The following is a 22,306-nucleotide window of genomic DNA, read 5'->3' on the forward strand; positions in this document are numbered from 1 at the left end:
TACTTATATGGAAAGGTGTTGGTTTTCATGCAATATCAACATTTAATTAATCCGACTACAACTTTAAAGGGTAATATAGCCATTTTATATGCAAATGATGAAAAGATGCTCTCAGTCGTGACAGAAGCACTAACTTTAACAGATATAGAAGTGTTCTTATATGATACACATGATTTAACTGAAATCATAAGATCTTTTAATATAGATGCACGATTATTAAACAGAATTCACATTTATACATTTGAAGATGAAAATGAATTATTTAAACAATGTGCACAAGATTTATCACGCGGAAAAGTTTCGATATTAATGAAAGGTAATTTAACGTCTTCCTCATTATTATCTTTTGTTTTAAGTAATAAAAATTTCTTAGAAAATCATGGTTTTCTAAGTCATGTCGCATGTTTCGATATACCGAATTATCATAAAACATTAATGATGAGTGATGTTGCTTTAAACATTTCACCTTCAGTAGAAGAAAAGAGACAAATCATTAAAAATTTATCGCTATTTAGTAAGGCATTGGGTTATGAACAGTTTAAAGTAGGTTTATTATCATCTGTCGAAAAAGTTACAAGAAAAATATCATCTTCTACAGATTCTGAAAAAATCAAAAATATTTTTAATAGAGATTGGGATGATTATTTAATTGTTGACGGTCCTCTAGCTTTAGATAACGCGATAAGCATGGAAAGTGTTATTAAGAAAAATATTAAGTCTACAGTAGCTGGTGACGTAGATGCATTGCTTGTATCGCATATTGATGTTGGTAACGCGTTATACAAATCATTCACATACTTTGCTGATGCACGTGTAGCAAGTCTAGTTTTAGGCGCAAAATTCCCAATTGTACTTACTTCTAGAGCTGATAATAAACAAAATAAACTCGATTCATTGTTGTTAGCCCTAAAAGTTTTAAATTAACCTTGCTATGAAAGCCTCATTTTACTTGTTGCGATTAAAAATAGGTTATTAATTTTATATTTTGTCTATTTGATGTAAAATATAAGTGGATATTATAAATAGTTTAATATAATCCTTTTATGTGCGATGACTTTTCAATATTGACTACTTATTTCAAATTTGAATCTTGTAAACTAGCCGTTGCATAATAATAAATAAACTATGTTCTCTTAGCAGATAGAGTTAATACTTTCTATTTTATTTTCAATAAAGAAGGTGAGGCAATGTCTCAAATTTTAGTGCTTAATTTAGGAAGCACATCTTCTAAGGTTGCTATTTACACAGATGCGTATTGCAATTATAACGAAACAATACGGCATGATTTTGAAATTACTTCCTTAAATCTGATAGAGCAAATCAAACATCGACGATTTGAAATTGAACATTTTGTGAAAAAAGTAGCTGACGTAAATTTTAGCGACTTTGATGGAATTGCGTGTAGAGGAGGATTATTAAAACCTATACGTGGCGGTGTCTATACAATTAACGAAACAATGTATAATGATCTTCGAACATTTAAATACGGCAACCATGCATCTAATTTAAGTGGTGTTATCGGTTATGAATTAAGTCAAGATCTTCAAATACCTGTTTTTACAATTGACCCTGTAGTTGTAGATGAATTAATGGATATTGCTAGAGTTACAGGTATTAAAGGTATAAAACGAAGGTGTATTTTTCATGCATTAAACCAAAAAGCTGTTGCAAGCTTATATGCAAATACATCCAATAAAACATATAAACAAGTTAACGTTATTGTTGCGCATATGGGTGGTGGTATAACTGTTGGAGCACATAAACAGGGTCTTGTCGTTGATGTGAATGTAGGCTTGCTAGGCGAAGGTCCTTTTAGTCCTGAACGTGCAGGTTCGATACCAAATGATTTGTTATATGAATATGGCTATAAACGCAATTTTACACCACAAGAAATGAATCACTTTTTGAGCAAAAAAGGTGGTTTTGTTAATATGTTTAATACAAATGATTTAAAAGGGTTGTCACATAAATATGAATCAGATAATGATGTAAAACTAGCGTTTGATGCTTTAGCATATCAAGTCGCGAAGGCGATTGGCGAACGCGCAATCGTTTTTAAAGGAAACGTTGATCAAGTCATCCTTACTGGAGGACTGAGTTATAATAAAACACTAACATCCTTAATCCAATCTTATGTCGATTGGATAGCACCAGTAACAATTTATCCCGGTGAAAAAGAAATGGATGCTTTAGCGACTCGCACATCGCTTGTTTTAGAAGGTATAGAAAGTGCTAAAGTTTATAGTTAGGAGTGCAAGCATGTCAGAAGAAAAATATGATTTAGTAATATTAGGCGGAGGTACAGCCGGTTATGTCTCGGCAATCCGAGCATCTCAACTTGGCAAAAAAGTTGCACTTGTAGAAAAGTCATTACTTGGAGGCACTTGTTTACATAAAGGATGTATCCCGACAAAAGCACTTTTAAAATCAGCAGAAGTTATGCATACAGTTAAAAATTCAAGTGAATTTGGCGTTGATATAAACGATTTTAAATTGAACTTTTCACGCGTTCAGGAACGTAAACATGAAGTCGTAAATCAAATGTTTAACGGTGTGAAACATTTAATGGACCATAATAAAATAGATGTATTTAATGGTACGGGTCGTTTATTAGGACCTTCAATATTTTCACCACAAAGTGGTACTGTTTCAGTAGAATTTGAAGATGGTGAGTCAGAGTTAATCCCTAATAATAACGTGTTGATTTGTACTGGTTCTCAACCAATGGAACTACCATTTTTGCCATTTGATCATAATATCGTCCTATCTAGTGACGATATTTTAAATCTTGAGCATCTACCAAGTTCTATCGCAATTGTTGGAGGTGGTGTAATTGGTTTAGAATTTGCATCATTACTTGTAGATTTTGGTGTCGATGTATCAGTGATTGAAGCTGGAGAACGTATTCTACCAACTGAAAGTAAATCAGTAGCAAAAGTATTAAAGCAAGAATTAACTGAGCGCGGCGTAATGTTTTATGAAAATACGCAACTAGGTGAAGAAAATATTATAATTGATGAAAATAAAATTACAATAACCCTGAATGATGCATCAATTACATTCGATAAGGCTCTTGTTTCGATAGGTCGTAAACCGAATACTGATGATATCGGACTAAACAATACTAAAATCAAGCTGACTGATAAAAACCATATCACCGTCAATGAATATCAACAAACTGAAGATAAGCATATTTACGCTGCTGGTGATTGTATTGGTAAATTGCAACTTGCACACGTGGGTTCAAAAGAAGGGATCACCGCTATCGAACATATGTTTGAATCATCGCCACTACCGGTAGATTATCTAAAAATGCCAAGATGTGTTTATAGTAAACCTGAAGTAGCGAGTATTGGCAAAAATATAGAACAAGCCAAAGCAGAAAATATTAAAGCACGTGCAGTAAAAGTGCCGTTTAAAGCAATTGGTAAAGCGGTAATTGAGGAAACAGGAAATCAAAGTGGTTTTTGTGAAGTCGTAATCGATCAAGAAAATGATACTGTATTAGGACTGAATATGATTGGACCTCATGTTACAGAACTGATAAATGAAGTATCATTATTCCAATTTATGAATGGTTCAACATTAGAACTTGGTTTAACAACCCATGCACATCCTTCTCTTTCTGAAGTACTAATGGAATTAGGATTAAAAGTTGAGAATAGATCGATTCACGTTTAATAAGGAGGCAATAAAATGTTTGATTATAAATCAGTAGGCTTAGAAAAAGAAGACCTACAAGCAATGTACAAATGGATGGACTTAGGTCGTAAAATAGATGAACGTATGTGGCTACTAAATCGTGCAGGCAAAATCCCCTTTGTCATTAGCTGCCAAGGACAAGAAGCAACACAAATAGGTATGGCTTACGCTATGCAAAAAGGTGATATTTCGTCACCTTATTATAGAGATTTAGCACTTGTAACTTATTTAGGTATGACACCACTAAATTCTATGTTAGCTGCTTTTGGTAAACGTGATGATATCAACTCGGGTGGAAAACAAATGCCTTCTCATTTTGGTCAAAGTGACATAGGCATGCTTTCTCAAGGTTCTCCAGTAGGAACTCAAATTTTACACGCTGTTGGTGCTGCTTTATCCTTGAAAATGGATAAGAAACCGAACATAGCAATGACAACTGTCGGTGAAGGCAGTTCAAACCAAGGTGATTTTCACGAAGGTTTGAACTTTGCAGGAGTACATAAATTACCGTTTATTTGTGTAATCGAAAATAATAAATACGCGATTTCAGTACCTGATTCACTTCAATATGGTGCTGAAAAACTTTCTGACCGCGCCATTGGCTATGGAATACATGGTGAGCATGTGGATGGAAATGATCCAATAGCTATGTATAAAGTAATGAAAGAAGCTAGAGAACGCGCTTTAAATGGTGGTGGGTCAACACTTATTGAAGCTATGTGTACAAGAATGACTGCTCATTCATCTGATGATGATGATAAGTATCGTCCAAAAGAAGAGCGTGATGAACTTAAATCTTTAGATTGTAACCTTAAATTTAAAGCATTTTTACTTGAAGAAGGTTTTATTGATGAAGACTGGTTAGATGATTTAGAGAAAGAACATAAAGAAATAGTCAATCAAGCAACTAAAGAAGCTGAGCAAGCACCTTATCCATCAGCAGAAGAAACTTATACGCATGTTTATGAAGAAGGAGGCTCAAACAATGGCTAAATTATCCTATTTAGAAGCCATCCAACAAGGGCTAGACCAATCAATGGAAAAAGATAATGACGTTTTCGTATTAGGAGAGGATGTTGGCAAAAAAGGTGGTGTATTTGGCGTCACTTTAGGATTACAAGAAAAATATGGTGAAGCGCGTGTATTAGACACACCATTAGCAGAATCTAATATAGTTGGTACAAGTATAGGTGCTGCAATGTTAGGTAAACGTCCTGTTGCTGAAATTCAGTTTGCTGATTATATTTTACCAGCTACAAACCAAATCATTAGTGAAGCTGCTAAGATGAGATACCGTTCCAATAACGATTGGCAATGTCCGATTACAATTCGTGCGCCGTTTGGTGGCGGAATTCATGGTGCGCTTTATCATTCGCAAAGTGTTGAAGCGATATTTGCATCGACACCTGGTTTGACTATTGTTATTCCTTCTACACCTTATGATGCAAAAGGTTTACTATTGTCATCAATTGAGACGAATGATCCAGTGCTCTTCTTTGAACATAAAAAGGCATATCGCTTACTAAAAGAAGAAGTACCAGAAGACTATTATACTGTACCTATAGGTAAAGCGGATGTTAAACGTGAGGGCGATGATATTACTGTGTTCACTTATGGCTTATGTGTAAATTACTGTATTCAAGCAGCAGATATGTTATCTGAAGATGGAATTAATGTAGAAGTTGTTGACTTGCGAACAGTTTATCCTTTAGATAAAGAAACAATTATTGAACGTGCTAAATTGACTGGTAAAGTATTATTAGTCACAGAAGATAACTTAGAAGGTAGTATTATTTCTGAAGTATCTGCGATTATATCTGAAAACTGTTTATTTGATTTAGATGCACCTATAATGAGACTTGCTGGACCAGACGTTCCATCAATGCCATTTGCACCAACTCTTGAAGACGAGTTTATGATCAATCCAGATAAGATAAAAATTAAAATGCGAGAACTTGCAGAATTTTAAGGAGGCACAATCATGGAAATTAAAATGCCTAAACTCGGTGAAAGTGTGCATGAAGGAACAATAGAACAATGGCTTGTATCTGTAGGCGACACAGTTGAAGAATATGATCCATTATGCGAAGTCATCACTGATAAAGTGACAGCAGAAGTGCCGTCTTCATTTTCTGGAACAATTAAAGAAATTATAGTAGAAGAAGGCGCAACAGTAGCAGTAAATGAAGTCATATGTCTTGTTGATATAGGTGATGAATCTCAGGAAACGAACAACCCAATTACACATCAAGCAACAGAATCTAATGAAGCTCAAGATGTTGCTTCAAATGACATAGATGATAATGTGAATAATGCTTCAAATGAAAATAAACCTAAAAACAATGGTCGCTTTTCACCAGTGGTATTTAAACTTGCTTCAGAAAATCAAATCGAGTTATCTGAAGTGATTGGTACTGGGTTTGAAGGTCGAGTTACGAAAAAAGATATTGAAAAAGTAATTAAAAAAGGCACAAACAAAACGCCTTCAACAGTTGTAGCACCTAAAGATTCACCTAAAGTTACAAAACAAGCGTATTACAATGAACCTTCTCCAGGATCATCAATTCCAGTTAATGGCGTTCGTAAGCAAATCGCTCAAAACATGGTAAATAGTGTTAATGAAATACCACATGCATGGATGATGGTAGAATCGGACGCTTCAAATTTAGTGAAAACACGTAATTATCATAAGCAAAGCTTCAAAGATAGCGAAGGATATAATTTAACTTTCTTTGCATTTTTCGTAAAAGCTGTTGCAGAAGGCTTAAAAGCGTATCCACTGTTAAATAGTAGCTGGTTAGATTCAGAAATTGTTATGCATAAAGATATAAATATTTCTATAGCTGTCGCAGATGAAGACAAATTATATGTTCCTGTAATTAAAAATGCAGACGAGAAATCAATTAAAGGTATTGCCCGTGAAATTAATGAGCTTGCTAATAAAGCGCGTAACAAAAAATTACGCTCTGACGATATGCAAGGTGGTACGTTTACTGTGAATAATACAGGCACATTTGGTTCTGTTTCATCTATGGGTATCATCAACCATCCTCAAGCAGCAATATTGCAGATTGAATCTATTATTAAAAAACCTGTCGTAATTGATGATATGATTGCAATTCGCAATATGGTTAATTTATGTCTATCGATTGATCATCGTATTTTAGATGGCCTTCAAGCAGGTAGATTCATGAATTTTGTAAAAACACGTATTGAACAATATTCAATTGAACATACAAGCATATATTAATATATTTAACTCTGTAGAATGAGTGTGAGACTAAAGTTTCACACTCATTTTTCATTTAATTTGCTGAATTAACATATGTTTTATCAACCGTTCACGATATAATTTTTATGAATTTAAGCAATATTATTATATATAATAATCACACATGTTGAAGTATTGCGCATATATTAGTAGAATAAAAGTAATAATTCAGAAATGAAAGGTGACGTTAATATGGATTTAAATTTTGATTTATATATGACTGATGTTGTTAATCAAGCAAGAAATGAAATAGAACAAGCTGGATATGAGCAATTAACATCTCCAGAAGAAGTAGATAAAGTATTACAGCAAGAAGGAACGACACTTGTGATGGTTAACTCAGTATGTGGTTGTGCTGGAGGTATCGCTAGACCAGCAGCAACACATGCTCTACATTACGATAAAACACCTGACCGCCTTGTAACTGTATTCGCTGGTCAAGACAAAGAAGCAACACAACAAGCAAGAGATTATTTTGAAGGTTATGCACCATCAAGTCCATCATTTGCATTAATCAAAGATGGTAAAATTGCTCAAATGGTAGAACGTCACCAAATTGAAGGTCATGACGTAATGGATGTCATCACTCAATTACAAAACACATTCGACACTTATTGTGACGAAAAATAGAGGGACTAACACATGACACGTTTGAATCCATACCGCATCGGATTTAGAACGATAAAGACTGCAATTGGAATGGCACTAGGTATTATTATTGCAAAATTAATCGGTTTAGATAATTTTGCATCTAGTGCCATTTTAGTGGTTCTTTGTATTAAACATACAAAGGTTCATTCGCTACAAGCAATTGTATCTCGTTTTGTATCTTGTCTTATGATACTAGCACTTGGCTCTATTGTTTTTAATTTATTAGGACAAAACGCAATTGTTTTAGGTATTATTGTACTACTTTTTATTCCTTTAACTGTTGTATTTAAAGTTCAAGAAGGTGTTGTTACAAGTTGTGTTATCTTACTTCATGTTTTCAATGCTAAAACGATTGACATGGATTTATTTTTCAATGAAATTATCTTATTAATTGTTGGGCTCGGCATCGCATTCTTAATGAACGTTATTATGCCAAGCTTAGATAGTAATTTAAAACAATATAAACAACAGATTGAAAATCAATTTACTGAAATTTTTCAAATGTTCAGTAAAGCTTGTAAAAATCCAAATCCCAGCTTAGATATATCTTTTGAAAAGTTAAAAGTTACGATTCGCAAAGCTAAATCAATCGCATTTAGAGATGTTAAGAATCACTATGTTAGAAATGAAAATTCTTATTATCATTATTTTGATATGCGGGAAGAACAGTTAGAACTATTACGAAGAATGGCTCTAATCCTTCAAAATATTGAAACCAAAGATTGCTTATTATCCAAAATATCTAATTTATTTGCTGAAGTAGGAACAAATGTAAATAGTAATGATTATACTGCGTTAAGATTGCATTCGTTATATGAAATTCGAATAGAATTAAATGAATTAGACTTACCTACATCACATGAAGCTTTTCGAACGCGTGCAAACCTATTACAACTTTTAAATGAACTTGAATCATATTTATTATTAAAATCACAATTTGGATCATTAAGATTACATAATGATTCTAAAATCACAACAACCTAAATATAAAAGCCATACAAAATTCTTATAATTTAAGGATTTTGTATGGCTTTTATTCATTTTTGTAACTGTATTCTTCGACTATGCATATATTAGTGATTTATCGCTTTAAATAATAAAATAACGTTTAGTTAAAAATTGATGCTTTCAAAATCCATTATGATTAATTCACTAATGGAACAACGCTTGTCAATACCAGTGCAAGAATAATAGCTACTAACATAACTATAATAATAACTCTTAAAACTTTGTTGTTACTCACAGATGATTCCTCCAAATCTAGAATATGGAATTAAAAAATAGATAAAGCACACTGTAAATATCAATATAATTCAATTACAACATATTCAATTTTAAACTATTTTATAATAATATTATATCATATGAATCCTCTAGAATTGAAACATATTAGTTTTGCTTACGGACACATTTCGTTACACTTAAACATAAAGCATATAAAAAATGGAATGGGGATTTTCAAATGATAAATAAACAACGACTCCTAGCTACTTTTTTGGAATTAGTGCAAATTAATTCTGAGAGTGGGAATGAGATTGAAATTCAACAGTTACTCAAATCTAAATTTGCAAACTTAGGATTAAAGGTAGTTGAAGACAATGCTGGGCAACATGAAAATTTGGGAGCAAATAATTTAATTTGCACATTAGAAGCAACGACAAATGATGACAATATAGATAATATCTATTTCACAAGTCATATGGATACAGTTGTGCCGGGGATTAATGTAAAGCCAATAGTTAAAGATGATGGTTATATCTATTCAGATGGAACTACGATTTTAGGTGCTGATGATAAAGCTGGATTAGCTACTATTTTAGAATTAATTTACATATTAACTGAACAAGACATAGCACATGGTAAGATTCAATTTGTACTTACTGTTTCGGAAGAATCTGGTTTGGAAGGGGCAAAAGCATTAGATACATCTTTACTCGATGCTAAATACGGCTATGCTATCGATGCAAGTGTAGACGTAGGAACAACTGTTATCAATGCTCCCACACAAATGAAAATCAATACTACAATTCATGGCAAAAAGGCTCACGCGAGTGTACCTAACAAGGGTGTAAGCGCGATTAATATTGCCGCTAAAGCTATAAGTGCGATGAAATTAGGTCAAATAGATGAATATACGACAGCTAATATAGGACGTTTTGAAGGCGGGTCTGCAACAAACATTATAGCTGACAAAGTAACACTTATGGCTGAAGCTCGATCACATTCAGACGAAAGTATAAATGTTCAAGTAGCTCATATGAAATCTATTTTTGAAGAAACAGCAGAAAAATATGGTTGCTCAGCTACAGTTGAAATTATTAATAGTTATCCTGGCTTTAAAATTTCACAAGATGCCATAGTTACTAACGTAGCTAAAGCCAGCGCAATTGCATTAGGATTAACACCGAACACAGTTATGGCTGGCGGGGGATCTGATGGTAATATAATTAATCAATTGGGTATACCTACTGTCATCTTAGGTGTAGGTTACGAACACATACATACAACTGAAGAACGTATGTCAATTAATGCTTTAAATCTTCTAGCAGAACAGCTTATAAAAATAGTTGAAATAACTACTCAAAAATCTGAAAACTGATTAAGTGAATATGAGTGATGCTTTGTGATACAATATATGAGAAAACTTTAATAAGAGAGGTTAGTTAAATGACACAACAAATTGGTGTAGTAGGTTTAGCCGTAATGGGTAAAAACCTTGCTTGGAATATTGAATCACGAGGATATAGCGTTTCAGTTTTTAACCGTTCATCTTCTAAAACAGATGAAATGGTAACAGAATCTGAAGGTAAAAATATACATCCGACGTACTCTATAGAGGAGTTTGTGAATTCTCTAGAAAAACCCCGTAAGATTTTATTAATGGTGAAGGCAGGACCAGCAACAGATGCAACAATCGATAGCTTATTACCATTACTAGATAATGATGATATTTTAATCGATGGTGGTAACACTAATTATCAAGATACAATCAGACGTAATAAAGCACTAGCTGAAAGTGGTGTTAACTTCATCGGAATGGGCGTTTCTGGTGGTGAAGTTGGTGCGCTTACTGGTCCTTCATTAATGCCTGGTGGACAACAAGAAGCATTTGATAAAGTTAAAGACATTGTAGAAGCAATCTCTGCTAAAGCTGAAGATGGCGCTGCATGTGTAGCTTATATTGGACCTAATGGTGCCGGTCACTACGTTAAAATGGTACACAATGGTATTGAATATGCAGATATGCAATTAATTGCTGAAAGTTACGCAATGATGAAAGACTTACTTGGTATGTCACATGAAGAAATTTCACAAACATTCAAAGACTGGAATGCTGGTGAACTTTCAAGTTACTTGATTGAAATCACTGGTGACATCTTCACTAAATTAGATGATGATGGTAATGGTCCATTAGTTGAAAAAATCATGGATACTGCTGGCCAAAAAGGTACAGGTAAATGGACTTCTATTAACGCTTTAGAATTAGGTATTCCATTAACAATTATTACTGAATCAGTATTTGCACGCTTTATTTCTTCAATTAAAGAAGAACGTGTGAATGCTTCGAAACAATTAAATGGACCAAGTACTAAATTTGAAGGAAACAAAGAAGAATTCCTTGAAAAAATCCGTAAAGCACTATATATGAGTAAAATTTGTTCATACGCACAAGGCTTTGCTCAAATGAGAAAAGCTAGTGATGACAATGAATGGAATTTAAAACTTGGAGAGCTTGCTATGATTTGGCGTGAAGGTTGTATTATTCGTGCACAATTCTTACAAAAAATTAAAGAAGCATATGATAATGATACAGAATTACAAAATCTATTATTAGATCCATACTTCAAAGATATCGTAACAAACTATCAAGATGCATTACGTGATGTTGTAGCTACTGGTGTACAAAATGGTGTTCCAACACCAGGTTTCTCTGCAAGTATTAACTATTATGATAGTTATCGTTCAGAAAACTTACCAGCTAACTTAATTCAAGCTCAGCGTGATTATTTTGGTGCGCATACTTACGAACGTAAAGACCGTGAAGGCGTATTCCATACACAATGGATTGAAGACTAATTCACATCTTCATATAACATTATAAAAGACGTGAAGCTACTTCGCGTTTGAAACTACTAGCAAAGTCTACGGACTTTACTAGTAGTTTTTTTATGCAGATTTTCAAAATCAGGCTTACTATTACATTGAGTTAGCAATTAATGTAATTTCTAAAAAAATTTAATCCATAATTACAAAAAACACCAACTATATGCAATCGTTTGCACAAATCCTTTGACTTTCCTTTTATACTTACTTATCATTATAATTATAGACTTGAAAACGCTCCACTTATACACATTAGCAAAGGATGACTTAATCTTGATAACTATAAAGGATGTTGCGAAAGCAGCAAATGTAGCTCCATCGACAGTTTCACGTGTCATCAGTGGTAACAATCGTATAAGTGATACCACTAGATGAAAAGTATTGTCGGTGATGAAAGAACTAGGCTACCAACCAAATCATGCAGCTAGGACCTTAGTTACAAAAAAATCTAAAACAATAGGTATCATTCAAAAAAGCGGACGTAATGAAACAAGACAAAATCCATTTATCATAGATGTCCTTTCAGGTATATATAAATCATGCAAAGCACATGGTTATGCAACAATATCAACCACAAATGAACAATACGAAAATATAGAATTAGAAGTAAGTCACATGATTTCTTATCATGCAGTAGATGGGTTTATTTTATTATACTCAAAAGAAAACGATGTGATAGAACAGATACTCACTCAACAAAGTATGCCATACGTCGTGGTGGGGAAACCTTTATTAGATAAACAAATCATTCATATAGATAACAATAATGTTGAAGCATCTGAGCAATTAACACGCTATCTCGTAAGTCTAGGGCATACTAAGTTCTTATTTTTAGCTGAACGTGGAAATTATGAAGTTGTTAAAGATCGAATCGAAGGATTTACCAATGTTCTTAAACAACATACACAAAAAGGCCTTATTGAATATTTTGATATGAATTACCAAAGCATAAAATCATACTTTCATCATTTACTCACACATAACGAACTACCTTCAGTCATTATTACATCAGATACGATGTTCAACCATATTGTTCTTAGCGTATTGTATGAATTACAAATTCGTGTACCAACAGATTTACAAACAGCAACCTTCAATGATTCATACTTAACTGAATTTGCAGCGCCACCACAAACTGCAGTCAACATTCATCCTGACTTATTAGGTGAATCAGCAGGCAACGCAATCATTCAATTAATTAGCGGAGAACATATTGTCGATTTTAACAAAGTTATTCCAACAGATATTATCAAAAGGGTATCAACTCAATATTTAAAAAAGGAGCAATAATATGAATAAACAGTGGTGGAAAGAGGCAGTAGCTTATCAAGTTTATCCTAGAAGCTTTAACGATTCAAATAACGATGGGATTGGTGATTTACAAGGGGTTATTGAAAAACTAGATTATATACAAGATTTAGGTATCGATATCATCTGGTTAAGTCCGATGTATAAATCACCAAATGATGATAATGGTTATGATATTAGTGATTATCAAGATATCATGGATGAATTCGGAACGATGGAAGATTTCGATCAATTGTTAGATGGTGTACACCAACGCGGTATGAAACTCATTCTAGATTTAGTAGTCAACCATACATCGGATGAACATCCATGGTTTATAGAATCTAAATCTAGTAAAGATAATCCAAAACGAGACTGGTATATCTGGAAGGATCCAAAAGCTGATGGATCTGAACCTAATAATTGGGAAAGTATATTTAATGGTTCTACATGGGAATATGATAAAACAACTGGTCAATACTATTTCCATTTATTTAGTAAAAAACAACCTGATTTAAATTGGGAGAATAAAGACGTTAAAGCAGCTGTTTTTAACATGATGAACTGGTGGTTTGAAAAAGGGATTGATGGCTTCAGAGTGGATGCAATTACCCATATTAAGAAAACATTCGAAGCTGGGGATTTACCAGTTCCTGAAGGCAAAACATATGCACCCGCGTTTGACGTAGATATGAACCAACCTGGCATACATGATTGGTTACAAGAAATGAAGGATGAATCCTTAAGTCATTATGATATTATGACAGTAGGTGAAGCAAATGGTGTGAATCCTGATAATGCTGATGAATGGGTCGGTGAAGACAAAGGTAAGTTTAATATGATTTTCCAATTTGAACACTTAGGTTTATGGAATACGGGGGATATTAAATTTGATGTTAAAGCATATAAAGATGTGTTAAATAGATGGCAAAAAAAACTTGAAGATATAGGCTGGAATGCATTGTTTATAGAAAATCATGATCAACCTAGACGTGTATCTACATGGGGTGATGATGAAAGATTTTGGTATGAGTCAGCTACAAGTCATGCGGTTGTATATTTCTTACAGCAAGGCACACCATTCATATATCAAGGACAAGAAATCGGTATGACAAATTATCCATTTGAAAGTGTGGAAACATTTAACGATGTTGCAGTCGTGAATGAATATAATATTGTTAAGGCTCAAGGTGGCGATTTAACCGAACTATTAAACAAGCATAAAATGGAAAATAGAGATAATTCTCGTACACCAATGCAATGGTCTAACGGTATAAACGGTGGTTTTTCTGAACATGAACCTTGGTTCCCAGTTAACCCTAATTACACTGAAATTAATGTATCATCACAGCAACAGGATTCAAATTCAATATTGAATTTTTACAAATCTCTTATACAACTGAAAAAATCACATGATATTTTTACGTATGGTACGTTCAATCTGATAGATGCTGAAAATGAACATGTATTTGCTTATATTAGAGAATTAGATGGGAAACGTGTACTTGTAGTAGGAAACTTAACTGATAAGTCTGCCACATTGGAATTCAATGAAACGATAAATGAAAATAATATTGAATTGCATAATTACAAAGACAACAAATTAAATTTAAATGCATTACGTCCATTTGAAGCTTTTGTAATAGCTTTATAAAAAATTATTATATTTAAGTCTACAAAAAACCTCTAACGATATTTGAATTATTTTGAATTCAAATTATGTCAGAGGTTTTTATAGTTCGTTGTCATGATATTGTTCTTGATCTACAGGCATCCATAGCTGAACTTTAGTCACAGCATCATCAAAAGATAATTCCAAGGGATAAACTTCCACATACAAGCTGTTATGCTCATATGGCAAGGTCATTTGAAGACTTGTTTCGATGTAATACCAAGCTTCGTTAATGACATAGTCTAAATCACCTTGTAAGTTAAATTTAGCATATTGTCTTTCAGGTAGGAAACGGCTTTCTAAGTGAGCAGGGTATCTTTCACTTGGTACACCCACAAATATTTCCATGCCTTGATCTAGTGGACAGTTAACTACGAATAACTCATGTGGACTTACATCATTATAACGTTCAAGCTCTTTTATTTTTCCATCGACTAATAAATCTTCTAAAAAATCAGGCACTTTATATGGATTTTCTAATTCATCTGCATCTAAAAATTGATTGTAACCTACTAATGACAAGCCTTGCGTATCTTCTAATCTGTAATTATAAGGTGCAGTTTCTGTTGTTGTCAGTTTTATATAAAGTCTTGGTTGCATTTTAAGTTCTTCGCGTTTGGTATTAACTTGGATGGGTGACACCCCATGAAAATCACTGAAATCATTGGCGAAGGCGTTTGTATCACTATAATTGTATTTTTTAGCTACATCCACTAAACGACTTGAACCACTAATAATCTCTTTTGCTGCTAAAGTCATTCTACGTGACCTCGCATATTCACTTGGAGACTGACCAACAATCATTTTAAATGATTGATCAAGATGATAAGGTGAAAGACCAACGTAATCACTGAGTTCTTGCAAATGAAAAGGCTCTAGCAAATGATCTTCTATAAAAACAATTGCCTGTTGTATTTGCTTGATAACGTCCAAAACTTTCACTCCTAATTTTCAAATGACTCATTCGTCATCATTGCTTTTAAATTTATTGTTGGAAAACGTTAGCATTGTTTACCTAATTAATTATATTCTACATCATTTCACTTATACTTACATCTCAAAAATATTGAATAGAGTAAAATGTAAATAAGTAAAGTTGTAAAATTTATGTAATTTACTCAATAGATTAAATCATAACACAAAAAAAGGTTAAGAAAAAAGCAACAACACAAGTGATGTTTTACACTTGTGCTGTTGCCTTATGTTATAGAAAGATAAACATCTTAATGAATATCGTCCCACCAATGGAAACCATCTCTACTTAAGAGTAATTCACTTTCTAATGGACCGTTTGATCCCGCTTCATAGTTCGGGAATTCAGGTTCATTTTGGTTCCATTCTTCTTGTATTGCATCTACAAATTTCCAAGTAGATTTTAACTCTTCCCAATGGGTAAAGTTAGTAGCATCACCATTTAGACAATCAAATAATAAATTCTCATACGCATCGACAGTATTCATTTTATCTTGTGCACTCATTGCATAAGATAATTGAACAGGTTCTGTTTCAATCCCCTGAACATTTTTCTTCGCATTTAAATGTAATGATACACCTTCATTAGGTTGGATGTTGATGACAAGTAAATTTGAATCTAATTTTTTATCTGTTTCATAATATAAATTCATAGGAACTTCTTTAAACTCTACAACGACTTGAATCGTTTTACTCTTCATTCGTTTACCTGTTCTAATATAAAATGGCACGCCAGCCCATCTAAAGTTATCGACAGTCAATTTACCTGAAACGAAAGTAGGGGTTGTGGAATCTTCAGCAACACGTTCTTCATCTCTGTAACGTTTTACTTTTTGACCATCAATTGTACCTTCGTCATATTGACCGCGAACAAAGTTTTGACGAACTTCTTCTGATTCTAATTTACGCAATGATTTGAGCGCTTTAACTTTCTCAGCTCGTATATCTTCACTGTGTAAACTAATTGGTGCTTCCATTGCTAATAATGCAACCATTTGTAACATATGGTTTTGAACCATATCTTTTAAAGCACCACTTGATTCATAGTAACCACCCCTATCTTCAACACCTAATACTTCTGAAGATGTTACTTGAATGTTAGAAATGTACTTATTATTCCATAAAGGTTCGAACATCGCATTTGCGAAACGAAGTACTTCTATATTTTGTACCATGTCTTTACCTAAGTAATGGTCAATACGATAAATTTCTTCTTCTTTAAAAGAACGACGTAATTGTTCATTAAGTTGCTCTGCTGACTCTAAATCTGTGCCGAATGGTTTTTCGATAACTAAACGTTTGAAACCAGTAGTATCGGTTAATCCAGATGATTTCAAATAATCAGAAATCACACCAAAGAAATTAGGAGCCATAGCAAGGTAGAATAATCTATTACCTTGAAGTTGGAACTCAGTATCTAATTTATTACTCACTTCTAGTAATGATTGATAACTTGCTTCATCACTGACATCATGTTTATGATAAAACACATGTTCCATAAATTTATCAAGATGTTTTGTATCTTTAACATGTTCTTGAATTGATGATTTCACTTGACTACGGAAATCATCGTTTGTTAAGTCTCTTCTACCTATCCCAATGATTGCAACTTGTTCATTTAAGTTTTCTTGTTGATACAAATGGAATAATGATGGAAATAATTTTCTGTGACTAAGATCACCAGTTGCTCCAAAAATTGTTATTAAGCATGGAATATCTTTGTTTCTAGTATTCAAGATCAAAACCTCAATTCTTTTTATAAATCTCTATTTATTATAGACCAATATTCAGTATTGTTCCTACAATTTTGCTCGGAAGTATTTAATTTTAATATATTTTTTATTCTTTTGTGTGATAAAATGTGAACAAGAAGAGGAGGCATATGCATGGAAATCACATTTTTTGGCACGAGTGCAGGTCTACCAACCAAAGAAAGAAACACCCAAGCAATTGCATTAAATTTAGAACCATACTCAAATAATGTTTGGTTATTTGATGTGGGTGAAGGGACTCAACATCAAATACTGCATCATTCAATCAAATTGGGTAAAGTTGATCATATTTTTATTACACATATGCACGGGGATCATATATTTGGTTTGCCCGGACTACTAACGAGTCGTTCATTTCAGGGTGGAGAAGGTAAGCCACTCACTGTAGTTGGACCAAAGGGTATTCAACAATTTATAGAGACGGCCTTACAACTATCTGAATCCAGATTAAATTATCCAATCACATACATAGAAATTGAAGAACAATTAAACTACCATCACAACGGTTTTAATGTGAACGCGCATCTATTAAATCATGGGATTACATCTTATGGCTACAGAATTGAAGCGCCTTATACCCCGGGGAAAATTGATGTTCAAGCCTTAAAGGATATTGGTTTGGAACCGGGACCTAAGTATCAAGATATTAAAATTAATGAAACTTTTGAACATAATGGATTAATTTATGATTCTAATCAATTTAAAGGCGATGCTGTTAAAGGTCCTGTTATCGCTATATTTGGCGACACGATGCCTTGTAAAAATGAGTTGTTAATTGCTCAAGATGCAACAGTAATGGTACATGAAAGTACTTATATAGAAGGAGATAAAATGTTAGCAAACAATTATCACCACAGTCATATTGACGATGTATTTGATTTAATTGATGAAGCTCAAGTTGAATATAGTTTAATTACACACATAAGTAATCGCTATACAAAAGAAGAAGTAGAAACGATCAGTCAGTCATTAAAATCACGAGACACAACACCACCATTCATGTTTGTTAACGATTTTGATTCATGGTCATTTTAATTACAGCTAATTTAAAATAGTAATATAGATATATAACGAAAGCGCAAGTTCTTAATTTAGGAACTTGCGCTTTCAAGATATCAACAGTGCCTTTAATATATATTGACATTATGTTACTCCATGCTTTGTGCACACTTTCCACGAGTTTAGTTGTAAAATAAAGTGATGAAATATTACGAAATTAAAATAACACTAATTCATATGCAACATACAATGAATTAGTGTTATTATTTTATATTTATAAATGAGTTAAAATAGCACTTGTATTTATACTTTAATTTAACTAATCGTCATCTTGACTTGATAATTCAATACTTCTATTAACAGCAGCGCGTAAACAATCTTCGAACACACCTTCAATATCATGTTCTGATAACGCATTTAAGCCTGCTTGGGTAGTACCACCTTTAGAAGTTATATTTTTTCTCAATTGTTCCATACTCAATTCAGATCGTTCAATCATTTTACTTGTCCCTATAATTAAATTACGGATAGATTCTTCGACTTGAGATTTCTCTAAACCTAGTTGCGTGCCCGCAGTAACATATTGTTCGAATACGTGATATAAAAAGGCTGGACCGCTTCCTGTAATCGCAGTAACTTGATGCAAGTTATCTTCAGAAACTTCTATTGCTGAACCAAATGCATTGATTAAATCATCAACTTCTTCTTTAGATTTTGGTCCAAAATTATTAGAAAAACTAATACCTGTTACAGAATGACCTACATGCGCATTTGTATTTGGCATAATACGAGCAATTGGATTATCAGCACCAATTTTTTCGCGAATATAGCTTATTGGTAAACCAGCCATAATAGAAATGAATTTATTATTTTCTGTTACATTAGGTCTAATACGCTCAGATAATACATCAAAATCATAAGGTTTTGTACCTAAAAATACATAATCAGCATCTTTTAATAATGCTTCATCATCATAACTATAATTCACACCTAATTTTTCTGCATAATCTTTAAGTGCAACTTCGTTAGAACGATTTGTTAAATAAATATTGTTAGAATCAATCACTTTTGAATTAACGATACCTGTAAAAATGGCATGAGCCATGTTACCAGCACCATAAAATACTAGTTTCATGTGAATATTTCACTTCCTCTTAGTTTTTATGTTTCTATACTAACATAGATTTATAATATAACTAATATTTATATTATATACATGACATACCATAGCCATTTCAATTATACTAACTGTACATTGACAAAGGGTAGGGATAATTATGATTGGCAAACATTATATTTTAACTGGAGGAACGAGTGGTTTAGGTAAAGCAATATTAAAAATACTATTAAAAAAAAGAGTGTTTGTGACAGTAATCGTACGTAATCCACAAAAATTAGATGATATTATTGCGCAATATGGTACAGAACATTTATCAATCATACAATGCGACTTACAATCACAAGCTCAAATTCTAAAGCTTAAGCATCATCTTCAAGACCAATCAATCGATGGTTTAATTTATTCATCTGGGTTAGGTTATTTTAAATCAATAGAACAACATAGTATTGATGAAATGTTAGAAACGTATACTTTAAATATAATGAACTTCAATATACTTATGACTGCAATACAACCATTTCTAAGCACTCATCCATCTATCGTTGGTATTGGCAGCCAGTCTGCTATTTTAACACAAGCTTATGCTGCACATTACGGGGCAAGTAAAGCAGCTTTTAACCAAGTCTTGAATGCACTTCGCATTGAAAAGCCCAACTATCATGTCTTAACTGTAAATACTGGTCCCATTGCTACACCATTTCATGAAAAGGCAGATCCATCTTTAGCATTTGCACAAAAATATAAAAGTATCATGCTAGATTCAGATAAATTGGCTCAGCAAGTCGTAAAAGGGATGCTCACGAACAAAACAGAAATTAACGAACCTAAATGGATGCATTTTATGTTAAAACTGTATCAACTTGCACCACGCTTTATCGAAAAACATTTCACTATGTTGTTTAAAAATAAAGCTTAATTACTACTATTCTATTTATCTATTATGAACTTAAATGGCAATATAAAAAGAGTTAGCTGTACTTTAACGATAATAGATGAAGAACATGACATCTACTTTCACAAGCATCAAACTAACTCTTTTTAGTGTTGTGATTTATTATTTTAAATGTTGTGTATATTCCAAATTCTTAACACGATTACGTGCAGCTTTTAATTTTTCTAAACTTATTTCTTTTGATAATTCGTAATTCTTCACATTTTCATCTAATTGATCAACACTGCTAGCTCCCATAATAATAGATCCTAGAGCATCATGTGACGTAAGATAGTTAAATGTTAAACCAGTTAAATTATTTTCGATTTCTTTAATAGAAGCTATCGTTTCACCTAACTCTTGGTAAGTGTAATCAAATATACCTTCTGCAAATTTTGAATCTAACGCTTGATTACTATTAGTAGTTAACAATCCTTTGAAAATAGGACCACGCGCAAGTACTTTAACCTTTTTAGCATGCACATCATCTAATAATACTTCTGGTCTATTATCAATTAAGTTAAATTGAGACATTAAAGTTTCGATATCGCTGTGTTTTAAATAATAATCGATCACATTAGGTCGAATTGACGATATGCCATACGCACGCACAATACCTTCTTTTTTCAATTCATCAAATGCACTAATTGTTTCATCTAGTGGATCGTCGATTGTGCCACCATGTAATTGATATAAATCTAAGTGATCTAATCCTAATCTTTGTAATGAGTCCTTCACAGCATCTTTGATATAGTTTTTAGAAGGATCCCAAAATGTAGTACCATCATCAGCTAAATGATTACCCACTTTTGTGCCAATCACAATATCATCTCTATTTTGATATTTTTTCAAGGCTTTTCCAACAATATCTTCGTTTACACCTTTATCATAAATATCAGCCGTATCAAAATATGTGATGCCTTGTTCAATCGCACGTTCTATAATTGGTTCTGCTTTTTTATAATCAGTGCCTAAACTCATACAACCTAAACCTAATTCTGAGATTTCGATACCACTTTTTAAAATGTTTTTTTGCATGTCGTTTCTCCTTTCGATACACTTAATGATAGGGCATAGATGTAATAAAGTAAGTCGTTATGAATTACTTTATTACATTGCGCAAAAACTTTAGATAGAAATGAAATATTAGCACTTAGATTTCTATAAATATCGCTTTTATCGCTTTCGCTATCGCCTGAAACACTATCGTGTTAATCTTAACAATAACCTAATTCAAATAAAAGGAACGTGATTATAATGAATCTATTCGAGAAAACATTACATAAAGAGTCCATTTACAAAGGCGCAATTATTGATTTAGAAGTCCATGATATAGAATTACCCGATGGACAAACGTCAAAACGTGAATTGGTCTACCATAATGGGGCAGTTGCAGTATGTGCAATAAATCCAGATAATCAAGTTATTCTCGTCAGACAGTATCGCAAACCTGCTGAAAAAACATTATTAGAAATACCAGCTGGTAAATTAGAAATTAATGAAGAAAGAGAATCGGCTGCCAAAAGAGAATTAGAAGAAGAAACGGGCTATATTGCTGAAAATTTGGAATTGATTACTGAAATGTATGGTTCTCCTGGTTTCTCTAATGAAAAGATTTCTATTTATCTTGCCAAAGACCTTAAAATAGGTGAAATGAATTTAGATGATGATGAATTTATTGAAATCGAAACATATAATATTGAAGAAATAACAATCATGCTCCAAAACAAAGAAATCGAAGATGCTAAAACGATTATTGCTTTACAATATCTATTACTTAATTATAATCATTATAAATAACTCGCCTACAAACTTGCGTATTTTA

General features: G+C 32.8%; 21 protein-coding genes. 16 read left to right on the forward strand and 5 right to left on the reverse strand.

What is annotated here, in order from left to right; genetic code table 11:
• The first annotated feature begins 27 nt into the window (after nucleotides 1-27).
• The 8 genes from PYW44_RS06650 (at nucleotide 28) to PYW44_RS06685 (ending at nucleotide 8,608) form a co-directional block, all read left to right on the forward strand.
• Nucleotides 28-924 carry a phosphate acyltransferase gene (locus PYW44_RS06650; RefSeq protein ID WP_021339236.1) on the forward strand — a complete coding sequence of 299 codons (897 nt, stop codon included), beginning with the start codon at nucleotides 28-30 and terminating at the stop codon, nucleotides 922-924.
• A 263-nt stretch (nucleotides 925-1,187) separates the two neighbouring features.
• Nucleotides 1,188-2,249: a butyrate kinase gene (buk, locus tag PYW44_RS06655; RefSeq protein ID WP_021339235.1), complete on the forward strand. Its 1,062-nt coding sequence runs from the start codon at nucleotides 1,188-1,190 to the stop codon at nucleotides 2,247-2,249.
• Between the two features lie 10 nt (nucleotides 2,250-2,259).
• A complete protein-coding gene (gene lpdA, locus PYW44_RS06660) occupies nucleotides 2,260-3,681 on the forward strand; it encodes a dihydrolipoyl dehydrogenase (protein ID WP_021339234.1) in 1,422 nt (473 codons plus the stop codon).
• A gap of 15 nt (nucleotides 3,682-3,696) precedes the next feature.
• Entirely contained in the window at nucleotides 3,697-4,695 is a 999-nt protein-coding gene (locus PYW44_RS06665) for a thiamine pyrophosphate-dependent dehydrogenase E1 component subunit alpha (protein ID WP_002507531.1), read from the forward strand.
• Entirely contained in the window at nucleotides 4,688-5,671 is a 984-nt protein-coding gene (locus PYW44_RS06670; protein WP_002512442.1) for an alpha-ketoacid dehydrogenase subunit beta, read from the forward strand. The genes PYW44_RS06665 and PYW44_RS06670 overlap by 8 nt, the downstream gene beginning before the upstream one ends.
• A 12-nt stretch (nucleotides 5,672-5,683) precedes the next feature.
• Nucleotides 5,684-6,952, forward strand: a complete 1,269-nt coding sequence (locus PYW44_RS06675; protein ID WP_021339232.1) for a dihydrolipoamide acetyltransferase family protein — start codon at nucleotides 5,684-5,686, stop codon at nucleotides 6,950-6,952.
• 213 nt (nucleotides 6,953-7,165) lie between these two features.
• The gene (gene brxB / locus PYW44_RS06680) at nucleotides 7,166-7,603 is read left to right on the forward strand and encodes a bacilliredoxin BrxB (protein ID WP_002507534.1); all 438 of its coding nucleotides are present in this window, start codon (nucleotides 7,166-7,168) and stop codon (nucleotides 7,601-7,603) included.
• 12 nt (nucleotides 7,604-7,615) lie between these two features.
• The gene (locus PYW44_RS06685; RefSeq protein WP_021339231.1) at nucleotides 7,616-8,608 is read left to right on the forward strand and encodes an aromatic acid exporter family protein; all 993 of its coding nucleotides are present in this window, start codon (nucleotides 7,616-7,618) and stop codon (nucleotides 8,606-8,608) included.
• A gap of 160 nt (nucleotides 8,609-8,768) precedes the next feature.
• Here the strand turns inward: PYW44_RS06685 and prli42 are convergent, their stop codons facing one another.
• The gene (gene prli42 / locus PYW44_RS06690; RefSeq protein ID WP_002512439.1) at nucleotides 8,769-8,867 is read right to left on the reverse strand and encodes a stressosome-associated protein Prli42; all 99 of its coding nucleotides are present in this window, start codon (nucleotides 8,865-8,867) and stop codon (nucleotides 8,769-8,771) included.
• 219 nt (nucleotides 8,868-9,086) lie between these two features.
• On the opposite strand from prli42, the gene PYW44_RS06695 reads away from it, so the two are divergent.
• The 5 genes from PYW44_RS06695 (at nucleotide 9,087) to PYW44_RS06715 (ending at nucleotide 14,669) form a co-directional block, all read left to right on the forward strand.
• Nucleotides 9,087-10,223, forward strand: coding sequence for a M20/M25/M40 family metallo-hydrolase (locus tag PYW44_RS06695; RefSeq protein ID WP_021339230.1), 1,137 nt, complete (start codon nucleotides 9,087-9,089; stop codon nucleotides 10,221-10,223).
• A gap of 68 nt (nucleotides 10,224-10,291) precedes the next feature.
• On the forward strand, nucleotides 10,292-11,701 hold the full coding sequence (gene gndA / locus PYW44_RS06700; RefSeq protein WP_021339229.1) for an NADP-dependent phosphogluconate dehydrogenase: 1,410 nt from the start codon (nucleotides 10,292-10,294) through the stop codon (nucleotides 11,699-11,701).
• Between the two features lie 300 nt (nucleotides 11,702-12,001).
• Entirely contained in the window at nucleotides 12,002-12,103 is a 102-nt protein-coding gene (locus PYW44_RS13380) for a LacI family DNA-binding transcriptional regulator (RefSeq protein WP_231111033.1), read from the forward strand.
• A 15-nt stretch (nucleotides 12,104-12,118) separates the two neighbouring features.
• Nucleotides 12,119-13,018 (forward strand): LacI family DNA-binding transcriptional regulator, encoded by a 900-nt coding sequence (locus tag PYW44_RS06710; RefSeq protein ID WP_236593609.1) that lies wholly within the window; start codon nucleotides 12,119-12,121, stop codon nucleotides 13,016-13,018.
• Between the two features lies 1 nt (nucleotide 13,019).
• The gene (locus PYW44_RS06715; RefSeq protein WP_021339227.1) at nucleotides 13,020-14,669 is read left to right on the forward strand and encodes a glycoside hydrolase family 13 protein; all 1,650 of its coding nucleotides are present in this window, start codon (nucleotides 13,020-13,022) and stop codon (nucleotides 14,667-14,669) included.
• Nucleotides 14,670-14,747: 78 nt separating this feature from the next.
• Here PYW44_RS06715 and PYW44_RS06720 read toward each other — a convergent pair whose 3' ends face one another.
• Complete coding sequence (locus PYW44_RS06720) at nucleotides 14,748-15,620, reverse strand: AraC family transcriptional regulator (RefSeq protein ID WP_002507540.1); 873 nt, start codon at nucleotides 15,618-15,620, stop codon at nucleotides 14,748-14,750.
• Between the two features lie 290 nt (nucleotides 15,621-15,910).
• On the reverse strand, nucleotides 15,911-17,395 hold the full coding sequence (zwf, locus tag PYW44_RS06725) for a glucose-6-phosphate dehydrogenase (RefSeq protein WP_002507541.1): 1,485 nt from the start codon (nucleotides 17,393-17,395) through the stop codon (nucleotides 15,911-15,913).
• A 150-nt stretch (nucleotides 17,396-17,545) separates the two neighbouring features.
• On the opposite strand from zwf, the gene rnz reads away from it, so the two are divergent.
• The gene (rnz, locus tag PYW44_RS06730) at nucleotides 17,546-18,466 is read left to right on the forward strand and encodes a ribonuclease Z (protein WP_002507542.1); all 921 of its coding nucleotides are present in this window, start codon (nucleotides 17,546-17,548) and stop codon (nucleotides 18,464-18,466) included.
• Nucleotides 18,467-18,749: 283 nt separating this feature from the next.
• Here the strand turns inward: rnz and proC are convergent, their stop codons facing one another.
• Nucleotides 18,750-19,565 (reverse strand): pyrroline-5-carboxylate reductase, encoded by an 816-nt coding sequence (gene proC / locus PYW44_RS06735; RefSeq protein WP_002507543.1) that lies wholly within the window; start codon nucleotides 19,563-19,565, stop codon nucleotides 18,750-18,752.
• Between the two features lie 142 nt (nucleotides 19,566-19,707).
• On the opposite strand from proC, the gene PYW44_RS06740 reads away from it, so the two are divergent.
• The gene (locus PYW44_RS06740; protein WP_115075993.1) at nucleotides 19,708-20,466 is read left to right on the forward strand and encodes an SDR family NAD(P)-dependent oxidoreductase; all 759 of its coding nucleotides are present in this window, start codon (nucleotides 19,708-19,710) and stop codon (nucleotides 20,464-20,466) included.
• Between the two features lie 138 nt (nucleotides 20,467-20,604).
• Here the strand turns inward: PYW44_RS06740 and PYW44_RS06745 are convergent, their stop codons facing one another.
• On the reverse strand, nucleotides 20,605-21,519 hold the full coding sequence (locus PYW44_RS06745) for an aldo/keto reductase (RefSeq protein WP_021339225.1): 915 nt from the start codon (nucleotides 21,517-21,519) through the stop codon (nucleotides 20,605-20,607).
• A 219-nt stretch (nucleotides 21,520-21,738) separates the two neighbouring features.
• Here PYW44_RS06745 and PYW44_RS06750 point away from each other — a divergent pair, with 219 nt between their 5' ends.
• On the forward strand, nucleotides 21,739-22,281 hold the full coding sequence (locus PYW44_RS06750; protein WP_021339224.1) for an NUDIX hydrolase: 543 nt from the start codon (nucleotides 21,739-21,741) through the stop codon (nucleotides 22,279-22,281).
• The last annotated feature ends 25 nt before the right edge of the window (nucleotides 22,282-22,306 follow it).

The organism is Staphylococcus equorum (assembly GCF_029024965.1).
GTDB lineage: Bacteria > Bacillota > Bacilli > Staphylococcales > Staphylococcaceae > Staphylococcus > Staphylococcus equorum.